The sequence below is a fragment of the Alistipes montrealensis genome (assembly GCF_018362775.1).
GTDB lineage: Bacteria > Bacteroidota > Bacteroidia > Bacteroidales > Rikenellaceae > Alistipes > Alistipes montrealensis.
Map to the genome: position 1 here is coordinate 462,616 of NZ_JAGYXY010000001.1, position 18,707 is coordinate 481,322.

The window sequence follows — 18,707 nt, forward strand, 5'->3', positions numbered from 1 at the left end:
TTATCAGGGATTTGGAATACAATACATTTTGGGCTATAAATCAAGTTGTTGGTTTTGTTAAATCTGCATATGGCAACTTTGTATTACAACAGAAGGGGTTGCTTTTCTAATCTATTCCGTCCTGCCGAGACTCAATACCATACCGGAGCGCCGTCCTCATAAAGGAACACACGGTCCTGCTCTCCCCGGGAGAGTCCCTTTATATAATACAGGCCGCCAAGGGGAACCTGGTCGAAGTCGATGTAAATTCGTTCGGCCCTTTTACGCTCAAGCAGTTTCCAACCGCCATCCTGCCAATAATACAACCCATATTCGTCGCCGGGACAAATCGCATTGCCGTCGCCGCGCCTGATATAGGCAATCTTTTCCAGGGCAACCGGCTTCCTGAAATCAAAGCCTACCCATCTTGTCGAATCCTGTACCGCAAAATAGGTCAGCGGATCGTTATCGTTGATGTGCCCGGGGGTATCGTAATTCGGATTACGGATCGGCACAGAGGGAGAAAAGAGCGCACCGGTTATCCGTTGCCCGGTCTCTTTTTCGTAAAAATACAGTTCGGCAAAATCGGTCGATTTGTTCGAAGACGACATAAGCCGCCAATAACGGCGAGGCAACGTGTCGGACGGGGCTATTTCGCCCGAGAGGAGATTCCATTCGGGGAGTTCCGCGACCGTTTCAGCCCGCCTGAAACCGGGGTTATCAGCCGCCTGTATCCGCCCCTTCTGCAAATACCGTTTAATGGAATAGATGTGGGAAAACGCCGGAAACTTGCGATCCAGCCGAATGGTCCCCAACCGGGTCGTATCCGCATGCGGGAAAGCGATGTCGCCGCGCGAATCGACGATAAACGGTTCCGATATCGGGATAATCGTCCCGTCACGGAATCCGACGACCAGGTAGAGGATATCCCGCCCGACGCTGGTAAACGACGCCCGGTTGCGCCGGATTCGGCCGATATCGACAGGAACCCACTGGCTGTTGTCGAAGACGGCGAGGTAAGCATATTTCGTCCCGGCACGCTTGCCGGACAACGGAACGGAGATATCAACGGTCCGGCCGTATTCATCGGTAACATCTTTCATAAACAGGCGGGACAGCGACTTCGGGATGCTGCCTTCGCGTTCGAGCGCCTCCAGAAGAAGCGGATGCGGGGCGTATGTCTCGCGGAAGACCTTCGCCAGCCCGTTATCGGTATAATGATAACTCCCGGGATAGGATCGGAACGGTTCGTAATCGATATTCCGCCGTTTGGTAGCGAGGATATTGTTCCAGTAATGCCCGCCCGAACGGTCGGGCCAGTTCGGCGTGAAGTCGAACGCCACCGGAATCCCCTTGCTCCGGCAATTCAGCAGCCCGAAACGGGAACGGTCGAAGCAATCGCCATAGGGTTGTTTGGCCAGGGTGTTCAGACGCAGGACTTCGATAAGTTTTACGTCCTTCACCCGCTGCATTTTCACGCTATCTTCAAAATGCGCATTGACGGCCTCTGCGGCACGCCGCGCATTGAATTTGTAGTCCTTGATCTGGCCGATATAATCCAACTCTCCGCGTCCGAAATCGACCCAGTCCCGTTTCCAGGTGTCGAGCGGTTGTTTCTCCGCGCATTTATACGGCAGTATGTATTCGCAGAAATCCTCAAACCGGAGATGCCGCAGGTAATCCAACGTCTGCCACTGGGTAAACGAATAGTCGATGTTCCAGATCAGGTAATCGGCTTCGATTACCTGTATATCGAAGGACAGGTTGAGCAAAGGCTTGAACTCTGCGGCAATCGCGTTCGTTTTCGCCAGGAGTTCATCGCCGTCGGTATCGCTTGAAAACAGGGAATCCAACGCATCGCAATAGGCATAATAGGATTCCGCAGAATAGGATGTATGATAAGGCATGTGACGGATCAGGTATTCCGCGGCACGGTATTTCTGGCTGTCGGCCGGATTCTGCCGGTAATGGTCCAGTACTTTCTCCAGCTCCGCACGGTTATCGCCGGCGTAACGCAGTGCCTTGTCGACAGACGCACCGTAGCGACTGCAGGCGCAGACCGCCGCAACGGACAGGACGGCGAGGGTCCGCCGGAATGCTAATCTCAACATCTCGGTTTTTTTAATGCCAGTGTACACGGTCGTTTTCCCAGGTAAAAATCCGCTGCGAATAACCCCGGTCACCGCGGATAAAATAGAGGCCGTCGGCAGGCAGCCGGTCTGTTTCGAGCATCACATCGGCAGCCGTCTGCGTATCGGAAAGCACCCATTTGCGGTTATCCCAATAGTAAATGTCATACCTGTCGCCGACACAGATCGCATTGCCGTCCCCGCGGCGTATGTAGGAAATCCGGTCCAGGCCGACCGGCTCGCCGAAGTCGAATCCGACCCAGTAATCCGTCCCTTTCACCCGGCAATAGGTCTCCGGATCGTTATCGGCGATATGCTCCACCCGGTGCTCCCGGTCGAGCGATTTGCCGGAGTCGATCAGGCGTCCCTTTACGGGCTGTTCGTCCCCTTTCCTGTAAAAATAAATCTCGGCCATGTTGTATTCATCCTTGCCGACAGTCCTCAGCCGCCAGTAACGATAGGGACGGCAGGACAAGGATTCCGTTCCCGAGGTCATCTTCCAACGGGAAATCGAAGCCACGATGTCGGCATCGCGGAAATCCGGACGATCCGAGGCCTCGATCAATCCGTTGCCGAGGTATTCCGTTTTGTAGAATACATGCTGGTACATCGGGTTTTTCCGGTCCAGCACGACCCGCTGCCGGCGGGTCGTATCGGCCTCGATATATCGGGTTTCACCCAGGGCGCTGAGCGTAAAAGGCAGGCTGGCCGGTTCCAGGTTCTTGTTGCGGTACACCATAGCCATATACGTTATATCACGCCCCATGTTCCTGAACAAGGCATATCCCCGGCGAACTTCGCCCCAGTAGACCGGAACCCACTTATTGTTGTCGAAGGTGGCGATGTAGGCCAGTTTCTCATGCTTGTATTCCGGGAACAGGCGGATTTTCAGATCCGAAGTCCGCTCGTATTCGTGCGTTACATCCTCCGCACACAGGTGGATTACCGACTCGGGCATCTCGACGCCCTGCGACAGCAAACGATACAACTCCCCGTTGACTTTATACGTCTGGCGGAAAATTTTCGAATACCGGGCATAGACGTAATGCGGATAGTTCGGATTACTGGCGAACGGATTGAACATCAGGTTGATTCCGCGCGTCGTATGGACCGAGCACCAACCGTGCCCGTAAATCCGGTCGGGCCACTGGGGCGTGAAGTCGATAGCCACGGGCAGGCCCTTGCTGCGCATGAGCTGGATGGCCGAGGTCGCATAGTCCCAGCAGGTCCCGCCGCTCATCTTCATAAAGGTCGTAGGCCGGGTTATCGGCATGAATTTCAGGTCATGGAGCCAGATTTGCGGAGAAATGCCCGACTTCATCGTACCGTTCACCCGGGAAACGGGCGCAAGCGGATTGAACTCATAATCGTAATTCTGCTGTATCTGGTCGTAAGATTCCGACCGGCAGACGTTTTTCATCGCTTCGCGCCAATTGTCCAAAGGCTGCGTGTCGATACATTTGTAGGGCAGCAGGTATTCGCAGAACTGATCGAAGTTCAGGTGACCGGCCCATCCGGTATGCTTCCAGTCCTCGAAAGCCGCTTCGATATTGCGGATCAGATAATCGGCAGAGACCACCTGGATATCCCGCTGGGTGTAGACCTGCGGTTTGAGCGAGTCCGACACCCGTTCTATCTGTTTCATCACCCCCGTCCGGTCGGGAAGCGACAACAACGAATCCACTATATCATAATAGGCTTCGTACGCCCCGCCGACGGAGGTATGGAACGGCATGTAACGAATCAGGTATTCCGCCGCGCGGTATTTCTGGCTGTCGGCCGGATTCTGCCGGTAATGGTCCAATACTTTCTCCAGTTCCGCACGGTTCTCCCCGGCTTGCTGCAAAGCCTGGTCCAACGTCGGCGCATTATGCCGGCAGGAAACAGATAATAACAGGATCAGGCTGAAAAAACGGATAAATCTTGTCATACGCTTGAAATTTTATTTACTCTACCCTCTTCCACCAGCGGCCCGAGCGCCGATTGCGGGTATAGGGGTCCTCGGAATAGCTGATGCGGCGGACTACGCCGATGATAAATTCCTCAGGGACAAATCCCAGGTAGCGGCTGTCCTTCGAATCGGAGACGTTATCGCCGCAAAAGAAGTAATAGTTATTGCAGAACGTATACGCCGGAAGGGGCTGGCCGTCGAGCAACGCCCGGTCTTCGGTGTATTTCAACTGCCCGCCGGTTTCATATTCGATCACCGGTTTATAGAGTTTGCAGTTACGCCAATCGAGGTCGATACGGGTCCCTGCCTGCGGAACATACAGCGGACCGAAATTCTTGATCGTCCAGCCGAAACGACGGTCGTCGTAGGGCATCGCCCGGAGTACTTTGGGATGGATCAGCGAATCGGGCGTTTCAGCGAGACGGCGCTGCTGTTCGAGATTCCCGATCGGATGAGGATAACGGTTGTTGCAGAAATAGCTGTCCCGGACAGATACGGAGTCCCCCGGGGTCCCGATACACCGTTTGGAATAGACGTAATTGATCCGGAACTCGATCCGGTTACGGTCGTACCCGCGCGGAGCGTTGAACACGACCACATCGTTGACCCGGACCTCCCTGATCCCGGGTATCCGGAAGGAGCGGAGCGGAATATCCTTCCCGAATTCGAACTTTTTGTAGATGCGCGCCCCGGCGATCAGTTTGTCGACCAGGATGCGGTCCCCGACGATCAGCGTCGGCGTCATCGAATCGGAAGGGACGACGAACTGGTCGCAAACGAAAATCCGCAACAACAGCCAGCCTGCAAACAACAGACATCCCACACTGAGGGTCCAGAACAGGTATTTCAGAATTCGCTGCATATTAATCCTTTATTTCGGAAGAATCCGGACAATCCGACAACTCACGCAATTCGGCCTGCATCTCCCGCGTTTGAACGGACTCGACCTTGGGCTTATAAGCGGCCGCGCGGCAGGCGGTCACCCGGGCTTTCTCCGTTTGTCCGGTCGAGAAGTAGAGTTTTGCGAGGAGGTATAACGGATAGACACGATCCGGAATCATAGAATGGGCATGCAGATATGCTTGCTCCGCCGCCCCCTGGTTTCCCAGGACTTCGTAGTTCTTACCCGCTATATTCCAGAACATCGGATCGCTGCTGATCTGCATGCCGAGTCCGAGGATTTCGTTGCTCCGCCAGTAATCGCCCGCCTTGTGCAACGCATAGCCATAGTCGTAAAGAAACCGGAAATCCCACTGCATGGCGGTCAGGAAACGGGCTCCGTCCTCAACGATATAATCATACCGTCCGGAAGAGGCCCAGATGCGGACATCGCTCCATTGCCGGCTGGCATTCACCCGCAACTTGCTGCGGCCGTACAACCCCGGCCAGCAGGCAAAGCATCCCGCAAACAACAGCACGCCGAGTGCAAACAGCGCCCCTTTCCGGAAATGGAATACCGGCTTGCCGCCAACAGCTGCCAGCAGCAGAACGAAAAGCAGGCGCAGGGGCAGCACGCTCCACGGATAGGAGAAGCAGGCAAACAGCGCAGCCGTCAGCAGTCCGTAGCCGAGCGGATTCCCCTGCCGGATCAGGTTCAGAAAGGCCGTTAGCGTCAACAGGATCAGCAGAATAAACCCGCCGACTCCGGTCTCGGCCCCGAACTGGAGGTATTCATTGAATCCCGATTCGGGACATCCCGCAACCTGTATCTCTTTTTCAGAGCGTTCTTCTGCGGCAAAATAGGCGGCCTGTTCCTCACCGAACGCCCCGGCAAAGTTCCCGAGTCCGACGCCGCAAAGCGGATGGCGAAGCATAATACGGGTGTCGATCTTCCACATCAGCAGACGCCCGTCCGCCGAAGGGCGTTTCAGCAGGTATGCCCCCGTGGCGCCCCCTCCCAGCAGAAGCAGTCCGAGCCCCGAAAACAGGGCCACACGCAGCGGATTCGCCTGCCAGGCCCGGCGGAAACGGCCGATAAACCCGAGTTCGCAGAGGATCAGCGCCACACATCCGACCGCCGCGGCGATAAGTCCGGCCCGGCTCATCGTGGCCGGGAGCACGACCACTGCCAGAATCGCCGCTCCCCAACCCAGCAGGTAAGGGGCGACGCCCAGGATCAGGACGGCCGGACGCTGTCGGCGGAACCGGGCCCACGAACTGAATACGCGGGTTGCAAGACGTTGCCAACGGGCGACACAGGCGATACCGCAGACACCGGCGACAGCGACAAATCCGGCATAAGGACCCGGATTGAAGAACGTGCCGGTGATTTTGAACAGGCCGTGGTTCGAATAGGCAAAACCGTAAATCTGGCGTATGCCGATCCATGCCTCGTACATTCCGAAACCGCACAGCAACATCAGCAGCACGGTCATGGTCCGCCGCTCGGCCATATAAACGATGCGCAATGCAATGTAGAGCATCGCAAGCTGCAACAGGTCGTCGTACTTCACGGGGGCCGACAGCCCGGCACAGCAAAACCGGCTGATCGTGACCCCGGCAAAAAGGAGGGCGGCCAAAAGGTCCGTGCGGTTGAGCCGCAGGGCCGGGCGGAAAATCGGGCAGAAACAAACGGCCAGCACCAACAAAGCGAGCGTCGCATGGAGCGTCGAAAGCACATTGTCCTGCAAATCCTGGGTCGGCACGTCGATGGCCGCAGCCAGCAGACACCAACAGACGGCTCCGAAAAGGAACAGCGCCAAGTAACGGGGCAACCTATTTACATGCTTGATCATCGTGTTTTTCGGGTTTTATTCGTACGCATCGGAAGGAAAATCGGCAGGTAGACGACCAGCGCCACTATCGAAAACAGCGTTCCGCTGATGGCGGCGACGGCGAATGCGAACCAGAAAACTTCCTCGGGACCATCGTAAAGGAACGGAACCAGCCCCAACACGGTAGAAACGACGGTCAGCATAATGGGGACGATTTTGTGGTTGTAAGCTTTCAGGTAGAGCGGGATTCCCCGTTTCAGGGAGGTTTCGGCCCAGTTGTCTTCCTCGTTGATCAGGTAGATACCGGCATTGACGACAATGCCGCACAGCAGGACGAAGGCGGCGAATCCACCCTGATCGAACACGAAATCCGACCAGCCGAACGTCAGGAAAACCCCGATGAACGAGATCGGGATCATCAGAATGATGACGACCGGTTTGCGCAGCGATTCGAAGATGACGGCGCACATCGTATAGATGATGGCGATAACCAACAAGATCAGCCACACCTGCTGTTGTTTCTGCTTCTGCCCGAAGTTGTGCGAGGGAGAATCCGCGCGGAATCCGATCGGCAGCACCTCCTCGTTGAGTCGTTTCACCGTGCGTTCGATCAGGCGCTTCCCGAGTTCGTAAGAACCGATGAAGTCGAATCCGACAAGGATTTCGTAGGATTGTTTGTAACGGCGGATTGAAACGCCTGTACGTTGTTTCTCGATCGTCCCGACAGCCGAGAGCTTCGTGCGCAGCGAGTCGATCCGTACCTGCGCATTGGTTATGTGCCAGCGGTCGAAACGATCTCGGTCGCCCGATTCGAGCACGACCTGTTGCAGTTCGTGGCCGTCGTAAACCGGCGTCAGGCGCGATTTATAGAGCATCGTACTGAGAATGCGGTAATAATCGGTCACATCGAGCCCGGCCACGGCGATGCGTTCATCGTCATAGCGGATGTTAAACTCGTTGTGAGGCAGCGTCCAGGCATTGCCGTCCATGATCTCGGGCTCCGCGACACGGCGGTTGAGCGACAGGGAGTCAATCAACGCATCGGCATAGGCCGACAGTTGGTCGTAATTGTAACCCCGGAGCCGGATCTGGTTGGGACGGTAACTGCTTACGACGTTGTTGTTGAACGAATTATCGTCGATGCCCCAGACGCGCCACGTCGCACCGCCGAAATTGATCGCCGCCGCCGTGAGTTCCTGCTTGAGCATCAGGGGAAAAGACGTATAGACAAATTCGGGTTTAAACGTAATTTCTATCCGGGCGTTGTCGTACGAATAGACGCGCGTGCGAAACATCTCCACCTCGTCGAAACGGCTGATGTAATTTTCCATATGCCGCACGACTTCGTTGAGTTGCTGCACGGTGCACCCTTCGGCCATGCCGGCATTGACATACAACACCTTCTGTTCCGGTTCGCGGAAATTGTTGTAACGTCCCGTCGCGGTATTGAACAGGTGGAGCGACGAGCCGAAAACCTTGTCGATGGTCGAGCGATGGTCCGACACGAACCGGCTCTGCATGACGCTGTTATACCATTCGGAGCGTTTCGGGAGCGGTTTTCCGCCCTTCGCTTCGATCTTGTCGGGCAACAGGAAAACGGGGATGCCGAAGCCCCAGACCAGGATTACGATGAAAATCCAGCGGTGGCGGCGTCCCCAGGCGATAAAGCGTCCGTAGAGGTGCGAAAACCGCACGGCGAACCGTCTCCGGCGAACGGAGGAAACCGTCATGCTACGCCCCAGCGGGAATTTGTCGAGCAATGCGGGGATGAAGAGCAGCGCCACGAGCAGGGAAACGACAAGGTTGATAACGATCACCAGCGAGAAATCGGTCAGATTGGCCTGTTGTTTCTCGGGCAGCAGCCAGACGATTCCCAGCGCCCCGATCGTGGTAAGCAGGGCTCCGAGGATCGAGACGAAAACCCGCCGGTCGCGGTAGTAGCTGTAATGATCGACCATGATGATCGACGTATCGATGATGATGCCGAGCGATACGGTGATGCCTGCCAGCGTATAGATGTGAATGTCCAGCCGGAACAGGTTGTAGAAGACCACGGCCACGAGGATATTCACGACGAGCGTCGCCGTGATGATCAGCAGGTAGCGCAGATCGCGGCTGACAAGGTAAACGAACAACAGCAGGATGGCCACGCACAGCAGCGTACGGAGGTATATCTTCTGCAACTCCCCCGTTACATATTCGGAAGCGTCGTAGGTCAGCGTCGCCGAAAGTTCCGGCGGGAAAGCCGCCTGCAGGCGGTCCATCTCCTCCCTTACCGCCGCAGCGACGCGCAGCATGTTCGTATGGCCTTCGCAGGAGATGGCAAGGTTGATGGTGTTCAGTCCGTTGATCCGGAAATAACTCGTCGGCAAGGCTTCGCTCCAGCGCACCGACGCAAAATCGCGCAGGTAGTAAATCCGGTCGCTGCGGCGCAGGATGGGGATTTCCCCGAAATCGAGCGACGCGCGGTTACGCAGCTTCAGGACGATACTGTGATCGCTCCCGTCCTCCCCGGGAAGGGTCGTGAGGCCGACTACCTCGCTGCGGAAATAGTCCCTGAAAGCGGATGCGAGGTTCGAGGCCGTGATCCCGGTCGCCTCCATGGCCTTGGGATCGAAGGTTATCACCCATTCGAAGGGCGTAACTCCCGAAAGGGAGACCTTCCCGACCCCTTCGATCCGCGAAAGCGGTGCGGAAACATAATTGGAAACATACTCCTCGATGCGTTCGGACGGAAGGTCGGCCTTGATGGTGTAGATCAGGGTTTCGGACTCCCGACTGCCCGACGTAGCAAGCGAAATAGCGGGATAGCTGACCTCTTCGGGGAGCTTGGCGTAGAGGTTACGGATTGCCGAAGCCACCTCGAAACGAGCCGCCGACATATCCGTACCTTTGCGGAACCACACCGTGACGCTTCCCCGCCCTTTCGACGAACGCGACGAAACGCTTTCACAGCCGGCGACCGTCGAAAGCGTCCCCTCGATGCGCGAAGTGGCGCCCTGCTCGACCAGCCGCGCCGAGGCGTCGGGCCACGAGAACGAGACATCGATCTTCCGTTCGGAAACAGTCGGCGTGTACTGGATATTGAGCATAGGAAGCATCGCGACGCCGATAACCGTCAGCGCCGCCATGATCAGCAGCACCGAGAAGGCCGGAATTCCGCGGCGCGGGGAGGATATGTTCCGCGGGGCATTCATCGGCGGGGTCTGTAAATCTCGTAGTAAGCCAGCGGAATGAAGAAGACACTGACCAGCGTACCGACGATCATACCGCCGATAATGACCAGCGACATCGGGAATTGCAGGTCGGAGCCCATGTCTCCCCGGGAAAGGAAGGGCACTTCGGCCAAAATCGTCGTAAGCGATGTCATCACGATCGCCTTCAGACGCCGTTTACCGGCCTCCATGATGGCATGTTTGAGTTCCAACCCCTGCCGCCGCAGCGTATTGATCGTATCGATCTTGAGGATCGAGTCGTTGATGACGATACCCGACACCACGATAAGGCCAATCATCGACATCAGGTTGAGCGTCTGGCCGAACAGCCACAATATGACCAACGCCCCGAACAGGTCGATGATGATCTCCGAGAGGATGACCCACGGCTGCACCAGCGACTCGAACTGCGCTGCCAAAATAAAAAACAGCAACAGCAGGGCTACGACCAGCACGCCGACGAGTTGCCCGACCATGCCGCGGTTGGAGAAATAACTGCCGCTGAAACTCACTTCGAAATGCTCGTCCCCGGCAACGCACTGCCGGATTGCGGCGATGACGGCCGGCACATCCTTGGCCCGGGGCGCCAGATCCAACGGATAATAGTTGCCCTCAGCCCCTGCGACGACACTTTTCAGGTCACGGGTCATCGTCTGCCGCATCAGGATGCTCACCGGGATTTCAGCCTTGGAGGTATGGATAAAAGTGTTGCCGAGCAGGTCGTCGAGATTGCGCAGGTTGTTGCCGATCACGACCGGAAGCGACTCGTCGCCCGTCGTCACCGTGAAGAGCATATTCTCGTTCAGGGCGTTACGCAGCGTCGTGAGCAAATCCCCGAACGAAACCCCGTAAAGCGCCATCTGCTCGGGCTGTGCGACATAGAGAATGTCTTCCTGCATCGGAACGGGAGGTATCTCCAGGCCGGGCAATGCGTCCCGGATGCGGTCGATCAGCCGCTGCAACTGGTCCGGATCGGCGCTGCGGCCCGTCGTCGAGCGTAGCCGCGCCGTGAGGACAGCCTCCCTGTCGGCAAAGATCATGTCGAAGATATTACCCGACACCCCGAACGAACAGCGGGCTTCGGGCGCATGGGCCGCAAGGTAATCGCTCACCGACTGCTGCACGGGTTTCACATCGGCGGCATCGTGGCATTTCAGATAAATGGTAGCCTCGGCCACTCCGTTCTCCTCGGTGTGCGAAAGAATGAACTGCTGGATACCGGCCATGGTCGTGGATTGCAGAATCCGGTCGCCCAGCGACGCGACGAGCGCCTGTGTGCGCCGGCCGTTCTCCTCGGCCGAAATCCGGTCGTTCCAGTCGATGCGCACCAGCATATCGCTGTAAGTCATCTGCGGCAGGCGCTCCTTGTCGATGTCCCAGAAAAGGGCCGCCAGTCCCACGATGGAAACGGCGTAGATCGCCCACATCAGCCAGCGGCGGCGGAAGAACCATTTAAGCCCGGTCTCGTAATATCCGACGATCCGGTCGAACGAAAAACGCTGGAGCCACGGGGTAGGCCGGAATGTCTCCTGGCGGTTGTACCACCAGCGGTAATAGACCGGCAGCAAGGTGATGGCGACCCCGTAGGCCACGAAAAGCGTGATAGCGACGGCCATCGCCTGGTCGTAGAAAAGCGCCCCGGCCATACCGTTGATGAAAATCAGCGGAACAAACACCGCACAGGTCGTGAGTACGGACGAAAGCATCGGGGCGACGACCTCTTTCGTTCCCCGGGTAACGGCCCGGGTCAGCCCTTCGCCCCGCTGCCACCGGGCGGTAATATTGTCGATGACGACGATCGAGTTGTCGACCATCATACCGATTCCGAGGATGAGCCCCGAAAGTGAAACGATGTTGATCGAAATGCCCAGCAGGTAGAAGACCAGCAGCGAAACGATCAGCGTCACGGGGATGGTCAGCACCACGAGCGTCGGCGACTTGAGGTCGCACATGAAAAAAAAGATGATCAGACAGGCGAGCAGCGTTCCGAAGAGGATGTTGTTCACCAGGTTCGAGATCGAATAGTCGAGCAGTTCGGTCTGGTCGCGCGTAACCGTAAATTCGATATTCGGATAATCGCGGCGGAACTGCCTCAACTGCTTGTTCAACTCCTCCTTGAGCTTCGACATCCGGGCGTCGGCCTGTTTGATGACTGCCAGGGAAACCGCATCCCGGCCGTCGGAGAGGACCATCCCCTGCCGTTTGCGGGAATGTTCGACAACGTCGGCCAGTTCCTTGAGACGGAACAGGCGTCCGTTGATCTTCAGAAAGATGTTCTCAATGTCGCCGCGACCGCTCACTACCGAACGAAACTTCACGCTGTACTGGTACTCGCCGTCGCGGATCGTGAGGCTGCCCAGCGTCACGTCGGCCTTCTTAAGGGCGCTTTCGATCGTCCCCATCGTAATCCCCGCCTGCCGCAGTTTTGCTTCGTCGGGGATAATCAGCAGTTCGGGGGCCACCGTGCCGCTCAGGTCCACCATCGCCACTTCGGGCAGTTGCTCGATGCGCTTGGTGATCACCTGCGAGGCAAAACGGCTCAGGGCCGAAAATTCGTCCGACACCGGATGCAGTTCATCCCTCGCTCCGGCCGGACGCTCGCCCCGCACCGTCAGGTTGATATAGAAGGCCGGAATGTCCGTAACGCTGGCCTTGATCACCTTGGGGCGTTCCAGATCGCGCGGCAGGGAGGAGACCGAACGGTCGATCTTTTCGTTGACCTCGATAAACAGGTAGTCGATATCCGCCCCCTGCTCGAACGTGAGGCGGATGATGCCGCTGCCTTCGCGGGCCTCGCTGCGAAGATCGGTCAGTTGCGAGAGCTGGATCAACTGCTGGCGCAGCGGCGTGATGACCGTCTCGTCCAACTGCCGCGCCGGAGTACCCTGCGCCGGAATCTGGATCGTGATATAGGGCGCGTCGACATCCGGGACGAGGGAAACCGGCAGCAGACGGGTGCTCACGACGCCCAGGATGATCAGGACAACGGTGATCATCGTTACGGCAATGGGCCGGTCGAGAAGTTTGCGCAACATAAGCGTTCCCGTTTAGCGATTGCCGCCGAGCGTGACTTCCGAACCGTCGGCCAGATTCAGGTTTCCCGAAACGATCACCAGGTCGCCCGGATTGAGTTCGGCCCCGCGATCGGTATTTGCCTCGACGACGTATTCGCGGCTGTTGGCCAGCGAGGTGTGGACGTAGGTCCACTGCGCCTTACCGTCCTTATAGCGGAACAGGACTTCCAGGTTGTCGCGGATGACCACCGCGTTCTTCGGCACGACCAACCGGCCGGGAACGCGCTGCCGCACGGCGACACGCACGTTCATACCGTCGGCCAGCGTCCCGTCGTTGCCGACCTCGGCGTCGACCTGCACCTGTCCGTGTTCGTCGATCGAGGGATTGACGGCCAGAATGCGGCCCCGAACCTCTTTGCGCAGATCGGCGAACGGACTCACGGCGACCTCCATGCCCGGACGCAGCAATCCGTATTCGGATTCGAGTACCGTAAACCGAACGTTGAAACGACTGTCGTCGAGCAGGGTGCAGAACTCCCCTTTCGATTTTTCATAGACCTGCTGTTCCACGTCGGCTACTTTCCCCGCAAAAGGAGCCCGCAGCGAACACTGCTCCAGACTCCGGAGGGCGCTCCGGAGCGAAGCCGTAGCATCGGCGTAGCCCGAGCGGATACGCGCCAACTGTACGACTTCGGCCGGAGGAGTGATGGTGTCGCCGAGCGGATAGCCCTGCCCCACGAGCACGTCGAAAAATCCCAGCCGGGCTTTGTCCAGGGCCAGTTGCGCCTTGTGCAACTGAAGGGCGTATTCCGTCGTATCGAGCCGGGCGATCAAACTGCCCTGCCCCACCCGGGCGCCGTTTTTCGCATCGATAACGGCGATAACTCCCGAAACCGGAAACGACAGCGTACTGCGCCGCGAGGCGATCAGGCGACCGTTGCTGATCAACTCGCGCTGGAAATCGCGCCGCTGCAACGTGTCGACCGTCACCTGGTTGTATTCGATCCGGTGCTGCATCCGGTCGACCGAAGCATCCGTTTTCTCTTTTTTCGTCTTGCCGCAGCTCCCGAGGAGCGCGGCACAGAGCATCCACAGCGTGTATTGTTTCATAGCAGGGGTTATTCTTTGATGAGTTTGTCGAATTCAGCGTTGATGTCGGTATGCGACAGGAAGTCGTAGAGTGTCTTGCGTCGCAGCGAATAGTAGTAACTCCAGAAATCGGCCAGCGCCGAAACATAAGTCTGATTGGCCTGATCCTTCTCGGTCTGGGCCGTATTCATCTCCGTCACGGAAACCGTTCCCCGGCGGAAATTCTCCATCGCGATCGTATAGCGGCGTTCGGCAACCTCCCGGGCCCGGGCGGCCACAGCACACTGGTTGCGCTGGTTGTGGAATTGCTCGATCAGCGTATAAACCGTATGCCGGAAGTCGATTTCGTTCTGCTCGATCTGGTTGCGGACCATCTCGGCCTTGGCTTTGGCCATACGGACACGGCCTTTGCCCATACCCCAGTCGAAAATCGGGATCGAGAATTGCAGCCCGACGACCTCCTGGTCCAGCAGGTTCGAATAAGCCGTCCGGAACGTCTCCCCGGTCTGCGACAGGCCGAAGCGGGCGTTTATCGTCGCCGACGCACCCCGTTCGGCCTTGGCCTGGGCCACACCGGCCTCGGCATTGAGCGACTTGATCTCATTGCTGATATCGAACGATGAATTTTCGAGCGCCTTGTTCAGGACGAGGACGTAATCGATCTCGATAGCCGGAATCCGGTCGTCGAGCACAGGATCGACATCGACATTCTCGTTATAACGCAGGTAAGAGTTGAGTTTCATCTGCTGCTCGCGGACTGCCAGCGCCGTGTCGTTGATCGACAGGCTGTCGTTGAGCATGCGCAGTTGGAGTTGCAACAGCTCGTCCTGCGTAATGCTGCCCAACCGGAGCCGCTGTTCGGCAATCGCATGCAGCGCCGTGGTGTTGGCGTAGTTCTTAACGGCAATGGCGTGCTTGGTTTTGGTGAGCAGCAGGTTGAAATAATAGTTCACGGCCTGGGTCGTGACATCTTCCATCGACTCGATGTAAGTACGCTTCGCCAGTTCGTACTCCTTCGGGGCGATTTTCTTGTTCCATTTGAATTTGTTGTAGGCAAAAAGCGGCTGCGTATAGGAAAGCGTGATCGGTTGGGAATAGTAGGACTTGGTTTCTTTGGGGGCAAACTGGTCCAGCCGGTTCAGCGACGAATAGAGTTGCAGGGTTCCGCCCGTCAGTGCGATGTTCTGACGGATGGAGATTCCCAGCGTATTTTGCAGGTTGTAGTTGTCCAGATAACGCAATTCGCCCGTATCGTAATCCTGCAACAGGCGCAGCGAACGGTCGAAACTCAGCACTTCGCCCGACAGGTTCAGCGACGGAAGCCGGCTGGCCTGAAACGACCGAAACGACCAATAGGACGAAAGGAACGTATATTTGGCGACCATCGCCGCAATGGACTGGTTCTGGGCGGCATAGATCGCTTCGTCGAGCGTCAGCCGGACGCGGATCGCCTCCGGCTGCGAAGGACGCGCTGCCGAAGAAAGCGGTTGCTGAGCCACAACCGACAAACTAATCCCTATTCCAATCACCAAGGCAGCCGCCTTTCGCAAATGACTTGTTTTCATAAGTGTCCAATTAATACCAAACAATTATTCCATTCTGATAAAGAAAAGGTCGGCTTTCTCTCCCCTTTGCATCACAAGCCAAATATAACAAGGCATCCTCCGGAACATTTTTAAAGTCTATCCAGGTGTGAAGGCCTGCACATTGGCGTCCGATAACCGTCCAATCCCGGTTGCTCCAATAATATAGCGTATAATCATATCCCGGATAAATGTCATTGCCGTCGCCTCGGCGGACCCAGATAATTTTCGACACATTAACCGGGCGATGGAAATCGAACCAGATATAATTATCAGGGCCCCGTAACGAAGCATAGGTCAAGGCATCGTCATCATCGATCCGGCCGACAACAGAACAGGATTTTTCATCTACTGCCGTTGTAAACAGTTCTGCATCGAGCTTTTGGTCTCCATCATAAAAATGCAATTCTGCCATATCCAGCAATCCTCCATTCGTAGAACGAATCCGCCAATAGCGGAAAGCATCGGTACACGTTACCATTTCCGTTCCTGCAAAAACGAGTGTGTCCTTTGGTAATTCCAGAATTGTCCTGACGTTCCGAAATTCAGGATCGGCGGCAGCTTCTATAGCACCCCCAGAAAGATTCGGCTTAATATCAGCAAAATATTCATATATAGGATATTTACGATTCATTCGAATTGCCCGTCGATGAAGTGTATCGGGATGCATATACTTCACCTCACCATTATTTTGCAGAAAAAATGGCTCTCCGACAGGATGCATAGATCGCCACTCATCATATGCAATCGGCATATATAACGCATCCCGGCCCACCCGTTCAAAGCATACCGTATTACCTTTACGCGTTCCCCAGCATACAGGAACCCAATTCTGATCGTCAAATACGGCAAGATATATCGTCCCGTCCAGATCAAGGTCGTCATACAGCCGGCAAGACACGTCGTCAGTCCTCAGATAGGTTTCAGTCACATCCCGTGTAAAAAGACACGGCAATGCGTCTGGCATCCACCGATCCTTCTTTAGAATACGAACCACCTCTGGATTCGGAGAATAGGTTACCCGGAAAACTTTACTGACAGCCCGATCAATACAATGCGGAATACCGGGATTCGACCCATAAGCAGAAAATACCTCGTGTTGATGCCGATGGTTAACGACAGTCATCCAATAATGATTTTTAGACCGGGCGGCCCAATTAGGTGTAAAGTCAATACAAACAGGAATACCTTTACTGCGCATAACCTGGACTGCGGCAATACAAGTTTCAGGACAAAGTCCCGTAGGCAGGTTCGTCACCGTAGAAGCTCGAAAAATCGGGCATGGATTTGGTTGGGCATAAAAATAAGGTTTACTGGCCTGCAGCACCGTGTTAACATCAGATGCTGCTATACGAGGGTTATCCTGCCACAACACACACTCATGTGTCCCCAACTTTCCGTCATAACGATCAGCCAAATCCGAACGCCAGTCAGTCAAAGGCTGCATGTCATAACATTTATACGGGAGGAGATATTCGCAGAACTCGTCGAAATCAAGCAATCCGGCCCAAGGTTTATTCCTCCATAAATCAAACGCCTGCTCAATATTACGGATCAAATAATCCGAGGAAACAGTTTGTATATCGAAATGAGTTCCGATCTGCGATTTGACCCGTAAATATTCGTCGGCAATAGCTGCTGTTAACGAATCGGGATCTCCATAGCAGGGAATCATCGAATCGATGCGGTCGTACATCGCTTCGATCGCTGCGTCGTAGGACCTGTGCAGCGGCATGTACCGAATCAGGTATTTCGCCGCACGCAGTTTCAGGGAATCCGCGCCGCTTCGATAATGGTCCAGCACTGCCTCCAATTCCGGTCGGTTATCCCCGGCAGCCCGGAGCGCCAGTCTCAACTCCCGCCGCTCGGTGTCGCAGGCGACAAAAAGTAGGATCCAACAGAAACAAGGCAAAAGACGGCGCATCGTCCGGGATGGGTTAAGGGTTTCTAATTTTCGGTTCGGGGGCTGTTCGCGACAACACCCTGGATGGCAAAAGTTACGGGATTGGGATTGGCGCTGTGACGCACGGCGATTTTTTTGAAGAACGTTCCCGGCTGCTCGGCGGAAAACTGGATTTTGAATACGGTTTTTCCGCCGGGCGGAACGGGCTTTTTATCCCACACGACCTTAGTGCAATGGCACGACGTATAAGCGTCGAGCAGCACGAGCGGCTTGTCCGACCGGTTCACGGCTTCCAGCGACAACTCGCGGCTTTCGCCGACAGGAATCTCGCCCAGGTCGACGACCGACTGACCGAATTTCAGCACATCGTCCGTTTCGACCGTGTTATTCTCCATATCCACAGTCTGCTCCAATGCAGCCATATTGGCTGCCGCCAACGTATCGGAAGGCTTCGGGGCGGTTCCGCAGGAGACGATGAAAAGCAAAGGTGCAAAAGTGCAGAAATGTTTCATTTTGCAATTATTTTTCGGGAACATAGACTCCGTCGTGAGCCAGCATGTTGTCTAAAGTCGATTTAAACAAGGACCACATCGCATTGCTGGCCAAAGGATTGCCGACTAAAACGATATGATTATCTTTATCCAATAAAAAAATATGGTAACGCGTATCTTCCGGTAGCTTCGTATTTAACTGCTGAAATTCATCGTGCTTATCGATGTATATGGGATATGGCAAAGATTGAAGTTTCAAGTCTGTAATCAATGCCTTGTATTCCTGCGCTCTATCCCTAGGAGAGAAAATAATTATTGGTGAAAACTGATTTTCTACTTTTAACGCAAAGATTTTGTCATAATCTCGAAGTCCCTTTATAACACACGATGTACATCTGTTTGCGGAAAAATACAATATCAACTTAACCGGATTCGTCAAGGTCTGTTTAAGAGAATCCGGCAATACAACACCATCCTGCACTATTTCCAAATCAGTTGGCAGACGTATAGCCTCTTTGCTAAAAGATTCTATTTCATTTTTTATTCGCCATTGCGAACAACTGGCAATCAATATTACGAAGTTCAGTAATAGTATTTTTCGATATATAGGCTCAAATAATTTATGCATATATCTAACCG

The 18,707-nt window shown here is 55.5% G+C and carries 11 protein-coding genes; all 11 read right to left on the reverse strand.

Annotation, left to right across the window (positions count from 1 at the left end):
* Nucleotides 1-131: 131 nt before the first annotated feature.
* Nucleotides 132-2,090: a hypothetical protein gene (locus tag KG007_RS01860; RefSeq protein ID WP_213347143.1), complete on the reverse strand. Its 1,959-nt coding sequence runs from the start codon at nucleotides 2,088-2,090 to the stop codon at nucleotides 132-134.
* A gap of 10 nt (nucleotides 2,091-2,100) precedes the next feature.
* Nucleotides 2,101-4,038: a discoidin domain-containing protein gene (locus KG007_RS01865; RefSeq protein ID WP_213347144.1), complete on the reverse strand. Its 1,938-nt coding sequence runs from the start codon at nucleotides 4,036-4,038 to the stop codon at nucleotides 2,101-2,103.
* 16 nt (nucleotides 4,039-4,054) lie between these two features.
* Nucleotides 4,055-4,921 (reverse strand): signal peptidase I, encoded by an 867-nt coding sequence (gene lepB, locus KG007_RS01870; protein ID WP_213347145.1) that lies wholly within the window; start codon nucleotides 4,919-4,921, stop codon nucleotides 4,055-4,057.
* A 1-nt stretch (nucleotide 4,922) separates the two neighbouring features.
* Nucleotides 4,923-6,794 carry an O-antigen ligase family protein gene (locus tag KG007_RS01875; protein ID WP_213347146.1) on the reverse strand — a complete coding sequence of 624 codons (1,872 nt, stop codon included), beginning with the start codon at nucleotides 6,792-6,794 and terminating at the stop codon, nucleotides 4,923-4,925.
* Nucleotides 6,791-9,970 carry an efflux RND transporter permease subunit gene (locus KG007_RS01880; RefSeq protein ID WP_213347147.1) on the reverse strand — a complete coding sequence of 1,060 codons (3,180 nt, stop codon included), beginning with the start codon at nucleotides 9,968-9,970 and terminating at the stop codon, nucleotides 6,791-6,793. Before KG007_RS01880 ends, KG007_RS01875 begins: the two co-directional genes overlap by 4 nt.
* Nucleotides 9,967-13,023, reverse strand: a complete 3,057-nt coding sequence (locus KG007_RS01885) for an efflux RND transporter permease subunit (protein WP_213347148.1) — start codon at nucleotides 13,021-13,023, stop codon at nucleotides 9,967-9,969. Before KG007_RS01885 ends, KG007_RS01880 begins: the two co-directional genes overlap by 4 nt.
* Nucleotides 13,024-13,035: 12 nt before the next feature.
* Entirely contained in the window at nucleotides 13,036-14,112 is a 1,077-nt protein-coding gene (locus KG007_RS01890; RefSeq protein WP_213347149.1) for an efflux RND transporter periplasmic adaptor subunit, read from the reverse strand.
* Between the two features lie 8 nt (nucleotides 14,113-14,120).
* Entirely contained in the window at nucleotides 14,121-15,590 is a 1,470-nt protein-coding gene (locus tag KG007_RS01895) for a TolC family protein (RefSeq protein WP_213347150.1), read from the reverse strand.
* Between the two features lie 76 nt (nucleotides 15,591-15,666).
* Nucleotides 15,667-17,598 (reverse strand): hypothetical protein, encoded by a 1,932-nt coding sequence (locus tag KG007_RS01900; RefSeq protein ID WP_213347151.1) that lies wholly within the window; start codon nucleotides 17,596-17,598, stop codon nucleotides 15,667-15,669.
* 23 nt (nucleotides 17,599-17,621) lie between these two features.
* Complete coding sequence (locus tag KG007_RS01905; protein WP_213347152.1) at nucleotides 17,622-18,089, reverse strand: DUF1573 domain-containing protein; 468 nt, start codon at nucleotides 18,087-18,089, stop codon at nucleotides 17,622-17,624.
* 7 nt (nucleotides 18,090-18,096) lie between these two features.
* Nucleotides 18,097-18,696 carry a hypothetical protein gene (locus tag KG007_RS01910; protein WP_213347153.1) on the reverse strand — a complete coding sequence of 200 codons (600 nt, stop codon included), beginning with the start codon at nucleotides 18,694-18,696 and terminating at the stop codon, nucleotides 18,097-18,099.
* Between the last annotated feature and the right edge of the window lie 11 nt (nucleotides 18,697-18,707).

Excerpts from the sequence above, each read along its gene's own strand:
- KG007_RS01865 (WP_213347144.1), bottom strand. The coding sequence starts at position 4,038 with ATGACAAGATTTATCCGTTTTTTCAGCCTGATCCTGTTATTATCTGTT.
- KG007_RS01880 (WP_213347147.1), bottom strand. The coding sequence starts at position 9,970 with ATGAATGCCCCGCGGAACATATCCTCCCCGCGCCGCGGAATTCCGGCC.
- lepB (WP_213347145.1), bottom strand. The coding sequence starts at position 4,921 with ATGCAGCGAATTCTGAAATACCTGTTCTGGACCCTCAGTGTGGGATGT.
- KG007_RS01890 (WP_213347149.1), bottom strand. The coding sequence starts at position 14,112 with ATGAAACAATACACGCTGTGGATGCTCTGTGCCGCGCTCCTCGGGAGC.
- KG007_RS01860 (WP_213347143.1), bottom strand. The coding sequence starts at position 2,090 with ATGTTGAGATTAGCATTCCGGCGGACCCTCGCCGTCCTGTCCGTTGCG.
- KG007_RS01910 (WP_213347153.1), bottom strand. The coding sequence starts at position 18,696 with ATGCATAAATTATTTGAGCCTATATATCGAAAAATACTATTACTGAAC.
- KG007_RS01905 (WP_213347152.1), bottom strand. The coding sequence starts at position 18,089 with ATGAAACATTTCTGCACTTTTGCACCTTTGCTTTTCATCGTCTCCTGC.
- KG007_RS01875 (WP_213347146.1), bottom strand. The coding sequence starts at position 6,794 with ATGATCAAGCATGTAAATAGGTTGCCCCGTTACTTGGCGCTGTTCCTT.
- KG007_RS01885 (WP_213347148.1), bottom strand. The coding sequence starts at position 13,023 with ATGTTGCGCAAACTTCTCGACCGGCCCATTGCCGTAACGATGATCACC.
- KG007_RS01900 (WP_213347151.1), bottom strand. The coding sequence starts at position 17,598 with ATGCGCCGTCTTTTGCCTTGTTTCTGTTGGATCCTACTTTTTGTCGCC.